At 35.1% G+C, this 19,948-nt stretch carries 21 protein-coding genes, 3 pseudogenes and 1 riboswitch; of the genes and pseudogenes, 19 read left to right on the forward strand and 5 right to left on the reverse strand.

What is annotated here, in order from left to right; genetic code table 11:
• Positions 1-111 precede the first annotated feature (111 nt).
• Positions 112-939, forward strand: coding sequence for an endonuclease I family protein (locus AC3WTA_RS18915; RefSeq protein ID WP_000672209.1), 828 nt, complete (start codon positions 112-114; stop codon positions 937-939).
• Positions 940-1,081: 142 nt separating this feature from the next.
• Here the strand turns inward: AC3WTA_RS18915 and AC3WTA_RS18920 are convergent, their stop codons facing one another.
• Positions 1,082-2,512 (reverse strand): YfcC family protein, encoded by a 1,431-nt coding sequence (locus tag AC3WTA_RS18920; protein WP_001175955.1) that lies wholly within the window; start codon positions 2,510-2,512, stop codon positions 1,082-1,084.
• Between the two features lie 201 nt (positions 2,513-2,713).
• Here AC3WTA_RS18920 and rraA point away from each other — a divergent pair, with 201 nt between their 5' ends.
• The 7 genes from rraA to AC3WTA_RS18955 all read left to right on the forward strand — a co-directional run bounded on the left by rraA (position 2,714) and on the right by AC3WTA_RS18955 (position 10,253).
• Positions 2,714-3,193 carry a ribonuclease E activity regulator RraA gene (gene rraA / locus AC3WTA_RS18925; protein WP_000266065.1) on the forward strand — a complete coding sequence of 160 codons (480 nt, stop codon included), beginning with the start codon at positions 2,714-2,716 and terminating at the stop codon, positions 3,191-3,193.
• Between the two features lie 338 nt (positions 3,194-3,531).
• Positions 3,532-5,259: a DUF4430 domain-containing protein gene (locus AC3WTA_RS18930; protein WP_492332965.1), complete on the forward strand. Its 1,728-nt coding sequence runs from the start codon at positions 3,532-3,534 to the stop codon at positions 5,257-5,259.
• Positions 5,260-5,316: 57 nt separating this feature from the next.
• Positions 5,317-6,138, forward strand: a complete 822-nt coding sequence (locus AC3WTA_RS18935) for a DUF4430 domain-containing protein (protein WP_000041448.1) — start codon at positions 5,317-5,319, stop codon at positions 6,136-6,138.
• A 22-nt stretch (positions 6,139-6,160) separates the two neighbouring features.
• Positions 6,161-7,039 (forward strand): energy-coupling factor transporter transmembrane component T, encoded by an 879-nt coding sequence (locus AC3WTA_RS18940; protein WP_002096436.1) that lies wholly within the window; start codon positions 6,161-6,163, stop codon positions 7,037-7,039.
• Positions 7,012-8,673, forward strand: coding sequence for an ABC transporter ATP-binding protein (locus AC3WTA_RS18945; RefSeq protein WP_002096438.1), 1,662 nt, complete (start codon positions 7,012-7,014; stop codon positions 8,671-8,673). Before AC3WTA_RS18940 ends, AC3WTA_RS18945 begins: the two co-directional genes overlap by 28 nt.
• Entirely contained in the window at positions 8,646-9,347 is a 702-nt protein-coding gene (locus AC3WTA_RS18950) for an ECF transporter S component (RefSeq protein ID WP_000044892.1), read from the forward strand. The genes AC3WTA_RS18945 and AC3WTA_RS18950 overlap by 28 nt, the downstream gene beginning before the upstream one ends.
• 183 nt (positions 9,348-9,530) lie before the next feature.
• Positions 9,531-10,253 carry a YwiC-like family protein gene (locus AC3WTA_RS18955; RefSeq protein WP_000779973.1) on the forward strand — a complete coding sequence of 241 codons (723 nt, stop codon included), beginning with the start codon at positions 9,531-9,533 and terminating at the stop codon, positions 10,251-10,253.
• Positions 10,254-10,285: 32 nt separating this feature from the next.
• On the opposite strand, the gene AC3WTA_RS18960 is transcribed toward AC3WTA_RS18955, so the two are convergent.
• Entirely contained in the window at positions 10,286-10,477 is a 192-nt protein-coding gene (locus AC3WTA_RS18960) for a hypothetical protein (protein WP_000545003.1), read from the reverse strand.
• A 122-nt stretch (positions 10,478-10,599) separates the two neighbouring features.
• Positions 10,600-10,698: riboswitch (SAM riboswitch) on the forward strand.
• Between the two features lie 40 nt (positions 10,699-10,738).
• Between AC3WTA_RS18960 and AC3WTA_RS18965 the strand changes: the two genes are divergently transcribed.
• The 4 genes from AC3WTA_RS18965 (at position 10,739) to AC3WTA_RS18980 (ending at position 12,648) form a co-directional block, all read left to right on the forward strand.
• Positions 10,739-11,056, forward strand: a complete 318-nt coding sequence (locus AC3WTA_RS18965) for a hypothetical protein (RefSeq protein WP_002096439.1) — start codon at positions 10,739-10,741, stop codon at positions 11,054-11,056.
• Positions 11,057-11,309: 253 nt separating this feature from the next.
• On the forward strand, positions 11,310-11,699 hold the full coding sequence (locus AC3WTA_RS18970; protein ID WP_000271538.1) for an SWIM zinc finger family protein: 390 nt from the start codon (positions 11,310-11,312) through the stop codon (positions 11,697-11,699).
• Positions 11,700-11,722: 23 nt separating this feature from the next.
• The gene (locus AC3WTA_RS18975; protein ID WP_001101661.1) at positions 11,723-12,298 is read left to right on the forward strand and encodes an NAD(P)H-dependent oxidoreductase; all 576 of its coding nucleotides are present in this window, start codon (positions 11,723-11,725) and stop codon (positions 12,296-12,298) included.
• Positions 12,295-12,648, forward strand: a complete 354-nt coding sequence (locus tag AC3WTA_RS18980) for a group-specific protein (RefSeq protein WP_492332966.1) — start codon at positions 12,295-12,297, stop codon at positions 12,646-12,648. The genes AC3WTA_RS18975 and AC3WTA_RS18980 overlap by 4 nt, the downstream gene beginning before the upstream one ends.
• A gap of 41 nt (positions 12,649-12,689) precedes the next feature.
• Here AC3WTA_RS18980 and AC3WTA_RS18985 read toward each other — a convergent pair.
• A pseudogene (locus tag AC3WTA_RS18985) lies at positions 12,690-12,968 on the reverse strand (TIGR00366 family protein); the annotation flags it as partial.
• 420 nt (positions 12,969-13,388) lie between these two features.
• Between AC3WTA_RS18985 and AC3WTA_RS18990 the strand changes: the two are divergent.
• The 3 genes and pseudogenes from AC3WTA_RS18990 to AC3WTA_RS19000 form a co-directional block, all read left to right on the forward strand.
• Positions 13,389-13,598: pseudogene (locus AC3WTA_RS18990) on the forward strand (SGNH/GDSL hydrolase family protein); the annotation flags it as partial.
• A gap of 105 nt (positions 13,599-13,703) precedes the next feature.
• Positions 13,704-15,071, forward strand: coding sequence for a short-chain fatty acid transporter (locus AC3WTA_RS18995; protein ID WP_000682881.1), 1,368 nt, complete (start codon positions 13,704-13,706; stop codon positions 15,069-15,071).
• Positions 15,072-15,986: 915 nt separating this feature from the next.
• Entirely contained in the window at positions 15,987-16,736 is a 750-nt protein-coding gene (locus AC3WTA_RS19000; protein ID WP_000158214.1) for a DUF7225 domain-containing protein, read from the forward strand.
• Between the two features lie 19 nt (positions 16,737-16,755).
• On the opposite strand, the gene AC3WTA_RS19005 is transcribed toward AC3WTA_RS19000, so the two are convergent.
• A complete protein-coding gene (locus AC3WTA_RS19005; protein WP_088107074.1) occupies positions 16,756-16,854 on the reverse strand; it encodes a YjcZ family sporulation protein in 99 nt (32 codons plus the stop codon).
• Positions 16,855-16,897: 43 nt separating this feature from the next.
• Between AC3WTA_RS19005 and AC3WTA_RS19010 the strand changes: the two are divergent.
• Positions 16,898-17,140 (forward strand): annotated as a pseudogene (locus AC3WTA_RS19010) (DUF5360 family protein); the annotation flags it as partial.
• A 164-nt stretch (positions 17,141-17,304) separates the two neighbouring features.
• Here AC3WTA_RS19010 and AC3WTA_RS19015 read toward each other — a convergent pair.
• Positions 17,305-17,850 carry a transcriptional regulator gene (locus AC3WTA_RS19015; protein ID WP_000066848.1) on the reverse strand — a complete coding sequence of 182 codons (546 nt, stop codon included), beginning with the start codon at positions 17,848-17,850 and terminating at the stop codon, positions 17,305-17,307.
• Positions 17,851-17,977: 127 nt separating this feature from the next.
• Here AC3WTA_RS19015 and AC3WTA_RS19020 point away from each other — a divergent pair, with 127 nt between their 5' ends.
• Genes AC3WTA_RS19020 through AC3WTA_RS19030 form a run of 3 tightly spaced genes read left to right on the forward strand, consistent with a single transcriptional unit; the run spans position 17,978 to position 19,904 of the window.
• Positions 17,978-18,217: a PLD nuclease N-terminal domain-containing protein gene (locus AC3WTA_RS19020; protein ID WP_001175973.1), complete on the forward strand. Its 240-nt coding sequence runs from the start codon at positions 17,978-17,980 to the stop codon at positions 18,215-18,217.
• On the forward strand, positions 18,214-19,119 hold the full coding sequence (locus AC3WTA_RS19025) for an ABC transporter ATP-binding protein (RefSeq protein ID WP_000764129.1): 906 nt from the start codon (positions 18,214-18,216) through the stop codon (positions 19,117-19,119). The genes AC3WTA_RS19020 and AC3WTA_RS19025 overlap by 4 nt, the downstream gene beginning before the upstream one ends.
• Positions 19,116-19,904, forward strand: a complete 789-nt coding sequence (locus AC3WTA_RS19030) for an ABC transporter permease (RefSeq protein WP_001065824.1) — start codon at positions 19,116-19,118, stop codon at positions 19,902-19,904. Before AC3WTA_RS19025 ends, AC3WTA_RS19030 begins: the two co-directional genes overlap by 4 nt.
• Positions 19,905-19,948 lie beyond the last annotated feature (44 nt).

Consider the following 19,948-nt stretch of genomic DNA (forward strand, 5'->3'; position numbering starts at 1 on the left):
TGTATTAAATAAAAAGAAAAGGGTGGATATGGCTTTCTAAAAGTTTTTGGGGGTTAGAAAGCACTTATTAGTTAATAGCTTCAAATTATATTTTAAAGGGGAAATGGGTATATGAAGTTTCGAAATACAAAGCTTGCTATGGTTACACTATCTTCATTTTTTATTTTAGGTACTGCATCTCTATCATTCACAAATATCATACACGGTGAAGTAGCTTCTGCATCACCACAAGAGATTACTGCAAAAAGCTATGACGATACATATTATAATAATGCAATAGGAAAAACGGGTTTAGAATTAAAGAAGGAACTTCATAATATTATTGATGATCATACAAAGTTATCATACAGTGCGGTTTGGGAAGCACTAAGAGATACGGATGAAGATCCAAATAATAAAAACAATGTGATACTCTTATATACTGGGCGTTCACAAGGGAAACTTACGAATGGTTCAGGAGTTGATAATTGGAACCGAGAGCATGTTTGGGCAAAATCTCACGGTGATTTTGGAACGACTGCAGGAGCTGGAACAGATTTGCATCATTTAAGAGCGACGGATGTATCTGTAAATAGTTCACGTGGAAATCTGGATTTTGATAATGGTGGTGTGAATCATTTGGAAGCGACAGAATGTAAATACGATAGTGATTCTTGGGAACCTCGTGATAGTGTAAAAGGAGATATCGCTAGAATGCTATTTTACATGGCTGTTCGTTATGAAGGAGACAACAGCGAAATAGATTTAGAATTAAATGAAAAGGTAAATAACAATAAAGATCCATACATGGGCAAACTATCCGTTTTACTAAAATGGAATGAACAAGACCCGGTAGATGAGTTAGAGCGAAAGCGTAATGAAGTGATTTTTACGAAATATCAACATAATCGTAATCCTTTTATTGATCATCCGGAATGGGTAAATAAAATTTGGAACTAAAATACTTAAAGGTATTTTACTTTGAGAGAAGGGATTGATCACTATGATCAATCCCTGTTTATATCTATACTAGAATAAGTGATTTTTATAGGATTGGAGAATAGAATAGATATTTTATCAAGTTAAGTATAATAAGAGTCTTTTAATACGGTCCCCACTCAATATTCACGCCAATAATAAGAAAAATAAGTCCAATGATAAACCAAATGAATGCAAGTGGAGCCATAAAGCGAATCCATTTTCCATAAGAAATGCCGCTCGCTGCGAGTACGCCCATTAAAACACCGGAAGTTGGATTGAGGCAGTTCACTACACCTTCTCCAAGCATAACAGCTTGTACTGTAACTTGGCGTGTAATGTGCATGAAATCGGCTAATGGAGCTAATATCGGAATGAAAATAACAGATTCTCCTGTCCCCGATGAAATGAGGAAATGTAATGCTGCACTACTTACATACATACCGATAACGCCAAATACAGGGCTATGTCCTTCGAGAGACTGTGCGAGTTGATTAACGATTGTATCAAGTAATTTGCCTTGTTCTAAAATGACTGAAATACAACGAGCCATTCCGACGATCAAAGCACCGTATATGAGATTTTGGCAGCCTGCTAGAAAAGTAGAAGCGATATCGTTTGCTTTCATACCACCTATTATTCCCGCTGTAATTGCTATGAAAATAAAAGTAGCGGTCATTTCGGCGTCTGTCCAATGTAGACGAAAAGCGCCTATTAAAAATACAATTAATGATAAAGCTGAAACGAGTAAAATTAATTTATGGCGTATTGTCCAAGGAACTTCTGTTTTCTGCGCCTCTTTTCCACTTGAAAGAGCATTACTTGGAAACCAGTTGTCACCGAGTATGCTTCCTTTATTCGATTTTTTTAAGCGTTTTACATACCAATTAATATAAAGAATGGTGGCAATTAAAAAAGAAATATAAATTACCGTACGTAAACCAATTCCTGAAAACATCGGAAGTTCTGCAATCTTTTGTGAAATACCTAAAGGTGAGGGAGATAAAATAGTAGCATTAAAACCAGCATAAGTGCCTAAATAAATAATTGCTACGCCGACGATAGCGTCCCATTTTAATGTGCGTGCAACGATGATGCCGATGGGGATAAAGCCGATAACTGAGTTAACGATAATGCCAGTTGTTCCGAGAATAGAAAAGAGTGCGGCGACAATGCAAATGAAAAGTAATTGCTGATTACGAAATTTGTTAATCACATGATAGATTAAACCGTCAAGGGCACCTGTCTTTTCAAGAATGGCGATGGCTCCACCTGTAAATAAAATTAAAAAGATGATCGGAGCAGCAAGTGTCATTCCTTTTTCAATAGCGGTAAAGAAAGAAACAAACCCTACTGGCGATTGTGGAACAGAATGATAACTTCCTGGTATTGTCGTTGTAACAGTACCGTTTGTAACTCTTTTAAATTCTCCAGCAGGAACGAAATATGTAGCAATGGCACAAAGTAAGGCGATAAAAAATAGTAGTACGTACGCGTCAGGCATTTTAAACTTTCGTTTACTCGGCTGCTTTTTTACCTCCGTATGTAATTGCATAAAAACCCTCCTTTTTCACTTGGTTAATTTTTAATATTCTGAAATTTATCTGTGAAATAGATTATAATAAAGGTAGCTTCTTAAGGCAATAGTTTTTCTATCCTTTTCCTGCACATACAAATTATTGCAACATGAGACAAGGAAACGAAAATAACCAAAGAATATGTTATATAGAAGGAATAAGGAAAAGAGGGGAAAAAGATGTGGAAAACTACGGATCTATGTGATGAGTTTGAGAATGAATTACAAATATGTCGCCAGTCTTTTCGGTCTTTTGGGAAGAAAGAACAATTTTACGGGAAAATTGCAACGGTAAAAGTGAAGGATGATAATGTACTAGTGAAGGAAGGATTGCAAACATTACCAGAAGGAACGGTATTAGTTGTTGATGGCGGAGCATCTACGAATTGTGCTTTACTTGGCGATAATTTGGCAGCTATTGCGGAGGAAAGAAAGCTGGCAGGAATTATTGTAAATGGATATGTTCGTGATTCTAGTGAATTAAAGAATATTAATATTGGTATTTTGGCGTTAGGGACGATGCCAAATAGAAGTGTAAAAGAGGGAAAAGGAGAGCGGAATATTTCGTTGCAATTTGGACAAGTAGAATGGAAGCCGAATGAATATGTGTATGCGGATGAAGATGGCGTCATTATTAGTGAAAAGAGTTTGCATCGTTAAGGGCTAGTAAACTACTATTCTCAGAAAATAAATCTGATAAGGAATGGACAAAACTCTTTGTCAATAGTAAAATAATACAGAAATTTATAATTAAAAGAATGTATAGGTTTATCGTTTTACGATAACTTAAATGGAAGTAAGTTGTGCCTAGAAAAGTGAATGTTATCACAATGATACGTTCATAAACAAAATTATTTTTCCTATACAAATATAGCCGCGAATGATGCGGGTCGGAGGTGTTGCGCAGTTTGTTCGACACTTACAAAAAAAGAGTGTCAATTGCACGCCCTTGAGGGGCCTTTTTTTGTGTAAATAGTAGTAAGGGAGGAAATTTTGGGATGGCAATGTTGAAAAAATGGCTGCTTACGTCGTTAATGGCAGTTACACTTGTATTTGTTTCTTTTGCGAATACAGTACATATTACGTTTGCTGAAGGAAATACAGCAAAACTTGCAATTATTGGGGAATCACAAAAGGGCATTATGTTGTGTCCGAAAGAAGAGCAGATTACAGATGGGGAAACAGCTTTAAGTTTGCTGCAAAAAGTCATGGGGGACAAAGTAACAGCAGAGACGATGTCGTTTGGAACGTATGTTAAAGGCATTGACGGTTTAATGGCTGAGGACACAAGTGGCTGGTTGTATGATGTGAATGATAAATCTGCAGAAGTTGGAGCAGATAGTTATAAATTAAATGCTGGAGATGTTGTTGTCTTTCGTTTTGTTGCAGACTGGAGCAATATGAGCCAGGAAACATTACAGCAAACATTAGATAAATTTGGTACTTGTAAAACTGTAGAAGAACCAAAGACAGATGATCCAAAACAAGAAAAACCAGAAGAACCAAAAACAGATGATCCAAAACAAGAAAAACCAGAAGAACCAAAAACAGATGATCCAAAACAAGAAAAACCAGAAAAACCAAAGCAAGAGAACATTCAAATTCCAGCAGCGCAAGTAAATGAAGCGATCTCTAAAACATCTGAAAAGATGTTACAAGATGGAATTGAAAGTGATTGGGTAGCTTTAGGCCTTTCTCGTTCTGGAAAGAATGTTCCAATTGAGGCGAAATTAAATTATGTTAAGTCAGTAACTGAAAAAGTAGAAAAGCGCATTAACCGTTTTTCAGCGACAGATTTAGCTAGAACGATTATTATGATGAATGCAATGCAAGCAGACCCTACAAAGGTGGGCGAACATAATTTAGTTCGAAAATTGTACGAATCAGATAAAGTGAATTCTGTTACAGGTTATACATTTGCTTTACTTGCATTTGATACGAAGAAATATGAAGTTCCAGTGAATGCAAAATGGAATCGAGTTGCTTTAGTAGATGCGCTTTTAAACGCGCAACATACAGATGGCGGCTGGACTTACGATAGTGCAAGCAGTAAAGACAGTGCTAGTAGCGTTGATGTAACAGGTATGGTTTTATCAGCATTAGCTCCTTATCAAGATCGACCAGATGTGAAGCCAGCTGTAGAAAAAGCTGTTGCTTACTTATATAACGAACAGCTAGAAAACGGTGGTTTTTCTGCTGATGGACAAGAAAATTCTAATAGTGTTGCGCAAGCAATTATTGGATTATCACTTGTGAAAGATGTAGATCAAAATCGTCTGCATAAGGCAATGCAAAATCTAATGTCATACCAACTTCCAAATGGTGAATTTAAATGGTTACCAAGTGATCAAAACGGTAGCGGAATGGCTACAGAGCAAGCATTCTTAGCTTTACTTCAGTTTAAAGACCTTGGAAAATCGATTTATGATTGGTCAAATGTATCTGTTCCTGAAATTGATAAAAAACCAAATGTGGATTCAGAGAATGTTGTAGTAGAAAAAGAAGTTAGTGAACAACCACAAGAACAAAAGCAAGTACAACAAGAAACGAGAGATGACACTCTAAAAGTTGTTGTCGATAATGAACCGGTTAAAAATAAAAAATCCGGAAACGGTAGCACGTTACCAAAAACAGGAGCATCTTCTCATAGTGCAGCTACAGAAGTAGGTATGGGTGTATTATGTATTGCTGCTGCATATGTATTATGGAGACGTAAAGCAGCTTAACAAAAATTAGGAGCAATCATTTGCTCCTAATTTTTAATATGAAAGGTGAGAGACAACATGAGTAAGATGAAGTGGTTTATTTCTTTAATGCTTTCACTTGGGCTACTTGCCGGATGTGAAGAGGCAGCTGTAAAGCCTGAGAAGAAAGTAGAACCAAAGCAAGAAGAGGTAGCAAAACAAGAAGGGAAAAAGGATGAAGCGAAACCGGAAGAAAAGCCGGTGGAAAAACAAGCTGAACAAGAGCAAAATAAGCAAGACGAACAGAAAGAGAAACAAGAACAAAAAGTAGAAGAGAAGCCGAAAGAAGAAAAGCCACAGGCACAACCAGAAGTAAAGAAAGAAGAAAAGCCACAGGAACAGCCTGCTACTAAGCAACCAGAACAGCAAAAAGCACAAGAAGAGAAACAACCGAAAGCGCAAGAAATAAAAGAAGAAGCGAAGGTTGTGAATCAGCCGAAAGAAACACCGAAGCAGGAGCAAAAAGTTGATCCGAATAAAGAGGAGAAAACGATACCGACTCCGCCAGTACCAACTCCTGAACCACCAAAACCAGATCCAGTACCAGTACCTAAACCACAAGCAAAACAAGTCACTATCTCAGTAAAAGGTGATAAAGGCTACTTATTAGGTGCGAAAAAAATGGATGTACAAGAAGGCGATACAGTGTATAAAGTATTGCAACGTACAGGTTTAGATGTGGATGCAATGGGTTCTAAAGGTGATATTTACGTAAAAGGTATTAATGATTTATATGAAAAAGATATTACAGATACTAGTGGATGGAAATATCGTGTGAACGGTGCGTTTCCAAACCATAGTGCAGGTGTAGTAACAGTTAAACCAGGAGATACAATCGAGTGGGTGTATGTATTAAAATAAGAAAGGCATTCGGTAAAGGACTATGAAAATAAGTTTTTCTTCTTTACATCCTTTTGTGAATTTTTTCTATTATATCGGGGTGATGATACTATGTATGATGTGTCTTCATCCTCTTTTTTTAATTGGAGCAATTCTATTAATCGTTATAATCAATGTGATGCAAGGGAATAGCGAAAAGATAAGAAAGATGTTACCGAGCACAATTGTTTTCTTTTTTATGGTCATTTTATTTAATTCATTATTAACGCATAGAGGCCGAACTACATTATTTTGGTTAGGGGATAGCCGTATTAAGCTTGAGGCAATTATGTTTGGAGTAGTAATGGGGTTATTATTAGTTGCGATTATGTTTACGTTTGCTTCGTATAATGATATTATTTCAAGTCATAAATTTTTATATTTGTTTTCTAGAATTTCACCGAAAGTAGCATTGTTAACGATGATTACAGTGAGGTTTGTTCCTTTGTTTATGAGGCGATTACAGAAAATAACACTCGTCCAAAAGACAAAAGGTGTACAAGTAGATGCAGGCTCAATTGTTGAACGGGTGAAAAACGGTATGCAATTGCTGCAAGTATTATTAATTTGTTCGTTAGAAGATGCGCTGCAAACAGCAGATTCTATGCAAGCCCGTGGATTTGGTGTAACGAAGCGTACGACATATATTGGGTATAGAATGGAAAGACGAGATTGGTATACGCTCAGTTATTTAAGTATTCTACTTATCATTGCTATTATATGTAGTACGTATGGCGGGGGAAAGCTAATCATTTATCCGAAAGTCGAATCTATTCTATTTCAGCAATACGATGGAGTGATGTTTGTCGTACTTACGATGTTTATTAGTTTACCAATTATAATGGAAGGAAGGGAATGGATATGGTGGCGCATGCAGAAATAAACAATTTATCATTTGTATATGCTGATGAAAACGAATATGCGTTACAGCATATTTCTCTTTCTATTCAAAAAGGAGAGTTTATTGCACTTGCCGGCGGATCAGGCTCTGGGAAGACGACTTTATTAAAACATTTTAAAAAGGAATTACTTCCAATTGGGACACGTTCAGGAGAAATTTTTTATGATGACGTTTTATTAGAGGAAGTACCTGATTTATTATCTGCACAAGAAATTGGTATGGTATTTCAAAATCCAGAAAATCAGCTCGTAATGGATACGGTAATTCAAGAATTAGCATTTTCTTTAGAAAATATCGGGTTACCATCACAGATTATTCAAAAACGAATAGCAGAGCTTATTAGCTTCTTAGGATTTCAAGATTTATTGCATCAATCTGTTCATACGTTATCTGGCGGGCAAAAGCAGCTCGTCAATTTAGCTGCGGTATTAGTTATGCAGCCGAAATTATTATTATTAGATGAACCGACGGCGCAGTTAGATCCAATTGCTGCGAAAGAGTTTTTAGGATTGTTAAAACGTATTAACGAAGAACTTGGAATTACGATCGTTTTAAGTGAACATCGTTTAGATGAAGTGATACCACTTGCAACACGCGTTATTTGTATGGATAACGGCCGCATCGTTTATGATGGCAGTCCTAAAACGGTTATAGCGAACATGTGGGAAGTTGAAAAGTTCCGTCCATTTATTCCGCAAATTCCAAGATTGTTTTTAGAATGGGACGTGGAAGATATTCCGTTTACAGTGCGAGAAGCACAAATGAAACTGAATAACTTTTCAGATATATCATATGTGAATGAGCCAATAGCACAAAGTGAAAAGCGAGAAGTCATTTTAAGCGCAGAGCATATTTCGTTCCAATATGAAAAAAATAGTCCGCTTATTTTACGATATTTAACCGTATCGATTGAAAAAGGAAAATGGGTAGCTCTCGTTGGGAAAAATGGTACAGGTAAATCTACACTGTTAACGATTTTAGCGGGAGTGCAAAAAGCGAGAAGAGGGAAAGTAAAGTGGAATGGGAAAGTGATACATAAAATTGATTCGAAAGAACGATTTAAAAGGATCGGGTATGTATCACAACATCCGTATTATCATTTTACATTTGATACAGTGTGGGAAGAAGTGTATGAACGTGCACGTGAGTTATATGGAGAACAAGGAAAAGAAATAGCAGAAGATATGCTAAAACAGTTTTGGTTACATTCGCTTAAAGAACGCCATCCGCATGATTGTAGCGGGGGAGAGCAACAACTACTTGCGTTATGTACAACGTTATTATCAAAGCCGACTTTATTGTTACTTGATGAACCGACAAAGGGATTAGATCCGTGGAAAAAAGAAAGAGTAGGAGAGCTATTTAGAAAGCTACAAAAAGAAGGTACAACAATTGTAATGGCAACGCATGATATTGAGTTTGCAGCGAAATACGTTGATCAATGCATGATGTTATTTGACGGAGCAGTTATTATGAATGATGCACCGAAGGAATTTTTTAGTGGAAACTTCTTTTATACAACATCTATCAATCGATTCATTCGAAAAGAATTGCCATATGCATTAACGTGGGAGGATGTGTACGAAGCGTGTCCAAACGATATGTTGCATTCATAATATGTATTTTTGCAGTAATAATAGGCACATTACTCTTTACTACACTTATCATGGACGGTTATTACATGTTAAGTAGTTTGTTTTTATTAGTTATTATTATGTTACCTTTCTATATCCGCTTTGAAAGAAAGGCTTTTGTTTCACGTGAAATTGTGCTCGTTGCTGTGTTAGCGGCAATTGCAGCAGTTAGCCGCGTGCCATTTTCGATATTGCCAAGTGTACAACCGACTTCATTTGTCATTATCGTTTCTGCAATTGTGTTTGGGAGTGAAACTGGTTTTATGATCGGTGCAACAGCGGCTATCGTATCTAACATCTTTTTAGGGCAAGGTCCGTGGACGCCGTGGCAAATGTTTTCCTGGGGTATGATTGGTTTTATAGCTGGATTATTACGTAATACATTTTTAATGAGAAAGCTATGGGGAAGACTTCTATACGGATTGTTTGTTGGATTTTTATTTGGTTGGATTATGAACTTCTGGGGGCTTCTCGGTTTCATACGTGAGGCAACGTGGGAAGCTGTCATTTCGTATTATATCGCAAGTTTTTATTTCGATTTGAGCCATGCGATTTCGAATGTTGTTTTCTTACTATTATTTAGTACGTCTTGGATTACGATTCTTACGAGATTCAAAAAGAAATATGGCATATTAGATAAGCATAACATGGCATAGAAAAGCATACTCATATAAGGTAGGGTCGCGACTTACATATTCGTTTGCCTCTTTCATGCTTCTTACATATTGTAAGGAGCATTTTTTATTGTCAAAAAATAGTCCAATATATATCCGTTACTATATAAAATTATTTGTATAATAGTAGGTGAGAACTATTTTCAAAAGGGAGGTGTATAGTTAATGAAGTTAGTTATTCCGAAGCAACATGGTGCATGGGCCATGCTCGTTATACCATTTCTATTAAGTGTCATACTTGGGAAACCTACTATTTATCATATTCCATTGTTTTTAGCTTGGTTCTTTATCTATTTAGCTACGTATCCATTTCTTACGTACATAAAGCAAAAACGAAAAAAAGAGTTTTTACATGCAGCAATTGTATATTTTATCATCGCTTTCGTATTTGGGATGATTTCTCTATTATATGAATGGCGCATTCTTTTATTCGTAGCAGTAATGATTCCATTATTTATAGTAAATATGTATTACGCCCGTCAAAAGAATGAAAGAGCGTTACTAAATGACATTAGTGCGATTATTGTTTTTTGTATTGGTGGTTTAGTTAGTTATTATTTTTCAATGAAACTTATAGATAAAACAGCACTATTTATTGCGCTTATTTCATTTTTATATTTTTTAGGAAGTACATTTTATGTAAAAACGATGATTCGCGAGAAAAATAACCCGAAGTATCGCCGTATATCATGGGGGTACCATATTGTATTAACAATCATTGTATTTTCAATGAATCCGTGGTGTTCTCTTATTTTTATACCGAGTGTCATTCGAGCAATTATGTTGTATGGCAAAAAAATTTCTATTATAAAAGTAGGGGTTTTAGAAATTGCTAATTCTGTATATTTTTTAATTATAACGGTAATAATTATGAAGTATGCCATTTGAAAAAACTTCCCATCTTATGATGGGAAGTTTTTTCAATCTTGTTCTAAAATATGAACGGTGTAATCACAGCGTTGAATAGCTTGTTCGATCGCATAAAGTGATTGTTCAATACGAGCGCGATTAAAATCTTTTTCAACAGTCTGTAGCGCTTCTTCTAAACAATGTTTTGCTTCTTGTAATGATTGAAAAGAATTTTGGACATATCCACGAGCATTTTCGTGCATTTCATAATCCTCCTTGCATATTCATATATGTATAGTATGAACAGTAAGGAACAAAATATAATTTGTTATATTTATTTGACAATTAAAACGAAATTACGTATAGTAGGAATTAAGTGAATATTTTCTTATCCAGAGAGGTGGAGGGACTGGCCCGATGAAACCCAGCAACCGCGATGCAGGTGCTAATTCCAGCAGAACATATTTGTTCTGGGAGATAAGACGAAGATATATACGTAACTTCTTCTTATCGGAGAGGTTTTTTTGTTGCAAAAAAACCGATTACGAAAATTTATATTAAGAAGAAAGGGGTTGCGAAGTACTGTGACACTCGAAAAATACGTAAAACTGCGTAGTACAGTTTATGAATATATGATAGAGCAAGATAAGCCAATATCATTGTTAGATATTCAAGAACATATCGTTTCGCATCATGAAGGAAAATTCACGAAAAAGATGTTACATCAATTTTATTTATCAAGACTATTAGATGAACTGAAACTGGATGGGAAAATTACATTAGCTGATGAATATCTCTATACTGAAAAAGGGGTATTTTATAAGGCAGGAAAAGGGAGCTAAGCTCTCTTTTTTTTGAAGTATGTAGAGTAAAAGACTGCTTAAGCAGCCTGATACAAGGGAATGGTGTTGAGTGTGTAGTGTCAAAGATTGAATGTGCCTGAAAGAGGCACTTCATATCGGCTGCAAATGAAAAGAGACACCTCCGCCGAATAGGTGTCAGTCGTTTTGTCATATAGACTTGCTATTTGACAGTTATTAGAATAACATGCAGGGTTTTGGAAGTCAAAAGGGAATTAAAGGAAGAGGTGTTGTTATGTACGCTTACTTACTAAATGATATAACGAAATGGATTCCTAAGTACATTATGGATAAAGGTTTTGAATATTATGAAGAAGGACATGTAGAAGATGTTGAAATACAAGAAAAGAAAATATTTGCTTTTGTTACTGGAAATGCAGGAAACTATGAAGTAATGATTGATCTTGAAAATTTTACAGAAAGTAGCTGCGAGTGTCCATATGAGAATTATTGTAAGCATATGGCGGCAGTTGTTTATGATATTCAAGGTGCTGGTGAAAGTACGCTTAAAGAGAAACTGAAAGATTTAGAAAAGGAAGAGTTACTTACATTATTAAATCGTTTATTACAAAGTTCGAAAAACGTGCAAATTGTAGAAAAGATGTTAAAGAAGGGGAAACTGTAACTTATAGAGGGAGTTGTTTTGTAGTGAACGTACTAATTGTATACGCTCATCCTAGTCCTTCCAGTTTTAACGCGGCGATATTAAAGCATGTACAAAAAGGATTACAAGAAACAGATCATTCGGTTAAGGTACTTGATTTATATAAAGAACAATTTGATCCAGTCCTTGTATTTAATGAGGAGAAGAAAAGACGTGATTTAGTAAATGAAGAAGAAACAGCCCGGTACAGAACGTTAGTGGAAGAAGCGGATACGCTTCTCTTTATATATCCGATATGGTGGTGGGGGATGCCTGCTATTTTAAAAGGGTTTATTGATCGCATTTTCGTTGCTGGTTTTGCTTATAAATATGAAGGAGCCCTGCCGAAAGGCTTATTGAAAGGGAAGAAGGCATGGGTAATTAATACGTTAGACTCGCCATTATGGTACGTCGCACTATTATATCGATCAGCCGATTGGATTATGATGAAGCGAGGTGTGTTACGTTTTTGCGGCATTCGCGATATAAAACGATCTGTTTTTCAATCTGTGAAAACGAGTAAAGTAGAGAAGCGGGAAAAGTGGTTATTACACATAGAAGAAAAGGCTCGTTCATTATGAATGAAATGGAACGTATTATAAAGTGTTGTCAGTATGATAATGAACTTTTTCGTACATATATTAATTGTTTAATCCAATTGAAGAAATGTAGTGAAATATTTCAACAAATACAGATTCAATTAAGGAATGATTATTTAATAAGAGGAATTTGTGAAAGAGAAGTGGATGAGGTAGTAAGAGGAAGTAAAGAATATGAAACGTATTTTCTTCCTAAAGCGTTACAGTGGAATTTCCTTAAGAAAAATCCACATGTAATTGAAAAAGTATGTGAAGACTTTTTTTCATTTGAGGCGTTACATCTTACGGAGATAGAGTGGGAGACCGTAATAAATTGCGTGGGAAATAAGTGATTTATTATGTAAAAAAGCTAGTATAAAACTAGCTTTTTGTTTTAAATAAATAAGAAACATAGACTAATGATAAATCCTGCATATAGTAAGTTAACGACGTAAAATCCCATAATATCACGAGCACCTAAACCAGCTATCGCTAATGCCGGTAATGCCCAGAACGGTTGAATCAAGTTCGTCCAAGCATCGCCCCACGCAATTGCCATTGCTGTTTTTGCAGCAGGTACACCAAGTTCAGCGCCAGCTGGAATCATAATTGGTGCTTGCACAGCCCATTGACCGCCACCAGATGGAACGAAAATATTAACAATGCCAGCATTTTGAGTTTTTATAAAGAAAAGGCGCTATCCTCAAAGTACCTCCTCCACTTAATCTATTCCTTCTATTAAAATTATAAATTGAAATACATTTTTTTATTAAGATAAGAAGCTGAATTAATACAATATCGTGATGAAATTTCTATATGTTGGTGAACTGGTTCCGTTAGCACTTGAATTTGAATTTTCTAGAAGGATTAGCGGTAGATTTGTATTGGCTGGTCCTGTTAGTGATTCGTTCCCTTGAGCAACTTGAACAGGGGGAGAAAACGGCTCTAAATGCGTATTGATTATCTGAAAGTTACGTCCGTTTGCGCTAACTTCGATAGACAACCATCCCTGAAGAATTGTAAATGGTTGTCCGCCAACTAGTATTGTTAATTTTGTTTTGAAATTGGTTATTCCTGTGGATTTAAAATAATAATTCCTGTAGTTAAAGAGTTAAAAAATGAAGCGAATTTAAGAAACTATTTCATTGTTGGATTAGATACAAATGGAGCCTTTACTACTGAGCAACTTGTTTCGTTTATAAAGTTAATTGGAAATGAACATAAAATGATATTTATTAATACGAGGGTACCACGTCCGTGGGAATCAATCGTTAATGAGAGGGTGAAAGTAACGGCATCTGAGTGTAACTCTAGTTGATTAGTATGCAGCAAGTGCAAAAGGATTTTATTTTCTTTTGTGGAATGTTATTTATATTTACCTTATTAAAGTTTAGAAAGGAGAATATTTATGAAACATTCTTTATTGGAGACAAATCCAGAACCAGGAAAGAAAGAATCATTGCTTACACGATGTGCAAATGTATTTTCGAGATGGTCTCAGAAATATGTCCCAGATGCCTTTGTTATTGCTGTGTTGCTAACTTTATTTACTTTCATTATAGCTTTATTGATGAATCCCTCAAATCCGTACAAAATCGTAAAATCTTGGGGGGATGGGTTTTGGACTTATTTAACGTTTACTATGCAAATGGTATTATTAATGGTTACAGGGATGACGCTAGCTTCTGTCCCTTTTATTAATAGAGGCTTGCAGTCCGTTGCAAAGTTAGCCGATACACCCCAAAAGGCTTATACGATGACATTTTTGATCAGTGCAATTGCATACTATATTAATTGGGGACTAGCCGTAGTTGTGGGAGCTATCATTGCAAAGGAAGTGGCGAAAAAGAATCCGAATGCACATTTTCCATTGCTTGTAGCAGCTGCTTATGCTCCGACAGCCTTATATAGCGCAGGTCTCTCCAGTTCTATTGGCCTGACAATTGCCACAAAGGATCATTTTCTTGTAGATATGATTGGAATTATTCCTACCTCACAAACAATCTTTAGTTATTCTACTCTAATTATTTTTTTCGCTCTATTCATCACGATGCCAATTATTATTGTCCTTATGGCTCCAAAAAGTGGGATTATTAGATATAAAGCACTCGAAACAGATACAAATTCTTTTGTAAAACCTCCGCAAAAAAACTTAACTCCTGCGGAAAAACTGGAATGGACACCGGTTTTAGGAATAGTATTAGGCGTAATCGGCACGTTGTATTGTGTTTATGAATTCATAAACGGTCATAGTTTAGATTTAAATATCATTAATTTATTTTTCTTGTCACTTGGTTTGCTCCTGCATGGTTCTCTTGGCAACTTTGCACAAGGATTCAAAGAAGCAGCGCAATCCATATCTCCAATTATCCTACAGTTTCCATTTTATGCGGGGATTATCGCTGTTTTAGGTAGTTCAGGCTTGGGAAGCTCAATCATTGAATGGATGGCATCTATTGCGTCAAAGGATACCTTTGATATATTTACATATTGGTCAGCGGGTTTGGTGAACTTATTGGCACCATCTGGCGGGGGGCAATGGGCTTTGCAAGGGCCACTGCAAGTCCCAGCAGGATTAAAGTTAGGTGTAGATCCGGCTACTATCGCTATGGCGGTAGGCTGGGGGGACGCATGGACAAATTTGATTCAGCCATTCTGGGCACTACCTCTTTTAGGAGTACTGGGATTGAAAATTAAAGATATTATGGGTTATTGTTTCATTCTTTGCATTTGGGTCGGGATTGTAACAAGTTTATTGATGTTATTTCTATATTAGTTTTCATAGGGATATACATTACTATCAAGTAATACCATTAAAATGAAAAAACACGCTATTCTTTCTGTAAAAACATGAGGAGGGATAGTGTTTTTTTATGTTTTTTAGAAAGGATGATCCATAATACATGGCTAATTCATGGTCAATATCAAATTCATTCGTAAGCTGTTCTTTATCAAGCTAACATGATAATCACCATCAACGCTATGGTTTTAAAACTATCCAAAATGGTATGGAAGAACCGGGAGTGTTGGAAGTACTACGAGAACAGTTGGGTATGATTAATAAGAGACAATAAAAAAATCCTCCTGGATGCAAGAGGATTTTTTTATAGGGAATAGTAAGGATGAGAGGAGGTGCATTACATATGGGAAAAGGTAGAAGTAATAATGCTGGTAAAAAGCAACCGAATTTCGATGATTCATCTAATTTCGCTAAACAAAGCCAACCGACAGAAAAGAAGAAGAAGTAAAAAAAGGATCTCTCTTTATCAAGAGAGATCCTTTTTTTATATATTGACGTTTCAGCACAACATATCGATTGCTCAACCAAATAGTCATTCATGCAAAGCTTAAACTCCTTCGAATGGAAGTCAATTTAATATTATTGTCCTGTTTTTTATAATGCTTCTTCACGTTTACCTTATTTAAAAAGCCAATACAAAAAAGACGCGTTTTCTAATTAAAAAGAGCTCTTAATGGAGTATTATCTTTATTTCGAGCCTTTAATAAAATTCTCCAATTTATATTTTACTCTATTAGGCTATGAAATTTAAGTGATTAAATGTAAAATTTATATAGATGATTATATAAAAAGTTAAAAACATCGGTTACGTTATTCTACAATCGGGTCAAATTATAGAGTAAAGGTTGTACTATGGCTAAAAATATTGATAAGCATGAGGAGAGGATTACATTGACTATTTATGAGCAATTTATAGAGGCTCTTAAAGAGAAAATAGGCGATACTGTAACATTTGCAGAGATAAAGGACAGATTAATAACAAAATTTAATACGAAACCGGGGAGTATTAATCCTGCTGATTATTGTTATAACCGTTATAATAAAGGGAGAGTATTTAATAAAAATCTGTTTATATATATAAATAAAAAAACTTATAGATATGTAGGTGAAAATTATCCTTATACAGGATTAGTTTTTCACAAACCTAAAGGGGCAGATTGTGAATCTATTGTAGGTGAGTGGGATAATGGTAAACTTCTTTTTTATAAGGATAAAATAGGAATCTCACAAATCAAAAAGTTATATGAGGCATACTTTGAAATGTTACGATTTGAAATGAATGTTCTTGGGTGTAAGGCGACTGAATTAAGGCATCTTATAGGTCGTCTAGGTGAATTTTTTTGTGTCCTTTACACGAATGGTGAGCTATCCAAAGTGACGAATCAGCATGGATATGATGTCATTAAAGATGGGAGAAGAATAAGTGTTAAAACAACTGCCCAAGAAAAAGGGTTTATCACGATCAATCAAAACACATTTGACCAATTTGATGACTTCTTTGTAGTTCAGTATAAAGATGATGATTTGAAAGTATTATTTTATGGGCCAAAGGAAGAACTTCCGGCGCTTAGACCATATGGGAATACTTATGAGGTTGATATAAATTCTTTAAAGAGAGTAGAAAAGACACTCTTATCATAGTGTCTTTTCTTATAGTTTTTTAGCAGAAGCAAGCAACTCCAACGATGATTAATAAAATAAACAATACAACTAATAAAGTAAAACCTTCAGTAAAATCGCAATTACCACCAAATCCCATAATAGTTCCTCCTTTAATAAGAGGGAACAACAGGGGTATGCTCATGTATTTACATTCTAAACAAAAACATATTTGGAGCCACTTTGCATTCTTATCATTAATTTTAACTTTTTGTTCAGGATTACAAGCTCTAGCATTTTGGACAATCCGTTTAGATTTCGATATTTCTTGGTGGATTCCTAATTTATATTTATTAGTTTACCCATGCTTCTTTTTTAAAAGTGTTTGGAGAGAGTGTGGATGGTATGAGAGTAACATGAAAAAAGAAAGAAAAGAGTTCATTTAATAAAAGAAAGACAAGGGCTTTAAGCACATTCGAATTCTAGATCAGTTTTTTCGCTAGCCTTACAGCAGAAGTTAAAACAGAAGCTAAACAATTTCTGAAATGAAGATAGCCGATGATTCCTATGGTAAGGAAGCATCGGCTTGTATTATGTATATTGAGTTAGTTCACGTTTCTGGAATAATTGTAATAGCGACGGTCCGAACAGGGGTCTCTTTTTCGTCGCCTTTATTTTGGGTATGGTAGTATTTATTCATTAATTCGTTAAGTTCGTTTTGAAAGCTCATAAAGTGTTCTTCATCGAGCTTTAAGTCCACAACAGAAAAAGTAGCACTATCTTCTTGATTGTTTTGTTCCTCTAATTTCTTAAGGTAACTTTGATATTGTGTCATAAGTGATAACTGATAATAAGAAATGTAGTTTAACTTTTCATCATCAGACAATCCTTTCCACTCACTTCCTTCAATTTTTGCATCTTCTTCATTGATTGCGTAATATTTTTCAGAAACAGATTTCACCTTTTTTTCTTTAATTACATGGACGATACCAGAATCAACCATAGTTTGTAGCTGTCTATATAGTGTTGCTTGTGGTACATTTTTAATGATTTTTACCATTTCTAATGGTGTTAGTCCATCTTCTTTATTTCTCATTAATACTTGGCAAATCTTCATTCTTACTGGATGCATTAAAATTTCAACTTTATTACTCACTATATATCACCTTATTCATTATTTATTCTCATTATAAATAATGAGAATAATGTTTGCAATGCATCTGCTCTTGATTTATCATTATTATTATCAATAATGATAATGAGTTTAGGAAGGAATGATAAAAATGCAACTACATTATGGATGGAATGATCTTAAAGACATGGATATTATGGCGTTTCTCCCAATCATATTGCCGGTTATTGTAGTCGGAGCACTTTTAGTTTCCATTGCGTTAATTGATTTATACCGACATAGAAATACAAGAAAAAATGTGCTTATATGGACGCTAATTATTATCTTTGTTAACGTATTGGGACCTATTCTGTACTTTGTTATAGGGAGAAAGGACGGTGAGAAATTATGAAATTAGAGATTAGAAATGTAACAAAATCATTTAAAGGAAAAATTGCTGTCAATACTTTCTCGATGGAACTGCAATCGGGGGAATGTGTAGGGTTAATCGGACCAAATGGAGCAGGGAAATCTACATTAATAAAAGTGATTTCAGATATTATTAATCCAGATGTTGGTGAAGTGTTATTGAATGGGATAAAAATATCAAAAATGAAAAGGGAAATTGGCTACTTACCGCAATACCCTAATTTTTTTCATTGGATGACAGCGCGAGAAACCCTTATGTTTATGGGGCAACTTTCAGGGATGAAAAAAGAAGCATTGTCAAAGTCGATACCAAAAATTTTGGAGAAAGTTGGATTAAGTGGAGAAGAAGGTTCAAAGGTGAGTACCTTTTCTGGGGGAATGAAACAAAGACTTGGTATTGCACAAGCATTATTACATAAGCCTTCGCTTATTGTCATGGATGAACCAGTATCTGCATTAGATCCAATAGGTAGAAGGGAAGTATTAAATCTGATTGAAGAAATAAAAAAAGATACGACCATTTTATTATCAACCCATATATTAAGTGATGCAGAAGAAATTTGTGAACGATTTGTCATGATTAAAGATGGAACAAAGATAGAAGATACAACAATTACTGAGCTTTTACACCGCAATAATGAAAATAAATTAATTATTGAAATTACAGCTAAAGATCGAGAGTGGATTGACGTTGTAAAAAATTTACCGTATGTGAAGGATGTAGAAGTGATAGGACTTAAAGTCAAAGTGAAGGTTGAGAGTATCGAAATAAATAAAATTATGTTACTGCAAAATGCACTCGAACATAAAGTGGACATTGTTAAATTTGAAATGAGCAACGATACTTTAGAAGAAATTTTCTTGAAATTGGTGGTGCAAAAATGAATAACTCAATGATATTGATAAAAAAAGAATGTGTTCAAATGTTACGTGATTTTAAGATCATTTGGCTACCAATTGTTTTTATATTTTTAGGGGCAACACAGCCAATAGTAACGCATTACTTACCATCCATTTTAGGAGCATTAGGTGGAGGGCAGGGAATTACCATCGATCCAAGTATGACATCACAAAAAGGAGGCGAAGTACTAGCGAGTACTTTGGGGTCTCAGTTTGATCAGCTCGGACTTATGATTCTAGTAATCTCTATGATGGGTGCCATTCAAACAGATAAAGCTAACGGTATGTTAGCCTTTATTTTAACAAGACCTGTTACGGTTACTTCGTATATAGCTGGGAAAATAGTATCAAATTATATAATAGTAGCGCTTAGTGTAATGATTGGATACTTTACCTCTTATCTATATACAAACTATCTTTTTACTGTTGTTCCGTTTTCGTACATGATTACTGGATTACTATTTTATTTAATTTGGGTTCTTTTTATCGTATCTTTCACAACTATGATAAGTGCTATTTTTCACAGTCAAGGTATTATTGCGCTAATTTCAATTGCTTTTCTTTTAGCTTGTAGAATAATCGTCGGTTTGATTCCAATAGTAGATCAGGTTAATCCAGCCAGTATGAGTAAACATGCAATGGAAACGTTGGTCACAGGGGAAGTGAATGCAACCGCAATGATCAATGTACTACTAACGATTATTTGGATTTTATTGACACTCTTCGTAACGTATTATTGGATTGCTAATAAAAAGTTTAATGATGAATAACTTTGATGAGGGTAGTGGCTTCAAATAAAACACCCCAACAAGAA

The sequence above is a fragment of the Bacillus sp. EB106-07-01-XG149 genome (genome assembly GCF_058791555.1).

Excerpts from the sequence above, each read along its gene's own strand:
- AC3WTA_RS18915 (WP_000672209.1), top strand. The coding sequence starts at position 112 with ATGAAGTTTCGAAATACAAAGCTTGCTATGGTTACACTATCTTCATTT.
- AC3WTA_RS18970 (WP_000271538.1), top strand. The coding sequence starts at position 11,310 with ATGTACGCTTACTTACTAAATGATATAACGAAATGGATTCCTAAGTAC.
- AC3WTA_RS19030 (WP_001065824.1), top strand. The coding sequence starts at position 19,116 with ATGAATAACTCAATGATATTGATAAAAAAAGAATGTGTTCAAATGTTA.
- AC3WTA_RS18995 (WP_000682881.1), top strand. The coding sequence starts at position 13,704 with ATGAAACATTCTTTATTGGAGACAAATCCAGAACCAGGAAAGAAAGAA.
- AC3WTA_RS18930 (WP_492332965.1), top strand. The coding sequence starts at position 3,532 with ATGGCAATGTTGAAAAAATGGCTGCTTACGTCGTTAATGGCAGTTACA.
- AC3WTA_RS19025 (WP_000764129.1), top strand. The coding sequence starts at position 18,214 with ATGAAATTAGAGATTAGAAATGTAACAAAATCATTTAAAGGAAAAATT.
- AC3WTA_RS19005 (WP_088107074.1), bottom strand. The coding sequence starts at position 16,854 with ATGGGATTTGGTGGTAATTGCGATTTTACTGAAGGTTTTACTTTATTA.
- AC3WTA_RS18940 (WP_002096436.1), top strand. The coding sequence starts at position 6,161 with ATGAAAATAAGTTTTTCTTCTTTACATCCTTTTGTGAATTTTTTCTAT.
- AC3WTA_RS18980 (WP_492332966.1), top strand. The coding sequence starts at position 12,295 with ATGAATGAAATGGAACGTATTATAAAGTGTTGTCAGTATGATAATGAA.
- rraA (WP_000266065.1), top strand. The coding sequence starts at position 2,714 with ATGTGGAAAACTACGGATCTATGTGATGAGTTTGAGAATGAATTACAA.
- AC3WTA_RS18960 (WP_000545003.1), bottom strand. The coding sequence starts at position 10,477 with ATGCACGAAAATGCTCGTGGATATGTCCAAAATTCTTTTCAATCATTA.
- AC3WTA_RS18920 (WP_001175955.1), bottom strand. The coding sequence starts at position 2,512 with ATGCAATTACATACGGAGGTAAAAAAGCAGCCGAGTAAACGAAAGTTT.
- AC3WTA_RS18955 (WP_000779973.1), top strand. The coding sequence starts at position 9,531 with ATGAAGTTAGTTATTCCGAAGCAACATGGTGCATGGGCCATGCTCGTT.
- AC3WTA_RS18935 (WP_000041448.1), top strand. The coding sequence starts at position 5,317 with ATGAGTAAGATGAAGTGGTTTATTTCTTTAATGCTTTCACTTGGGCTA.
- AC3WTA_RS18945 (WP_002096438.1), top strand. The coding sequence starts at position 7,012 with ATGGATATGGTGGCGCATGCAGAAATAAACAATTTATCATTTGTATAT.
- AC3WTA_RS19020 (WP_001175973.1), top strand. The coding sequence starts at position 17,978 with ATGCAACTACATTATGGATGGAATGATCTTAAAGACATGGATATTATG.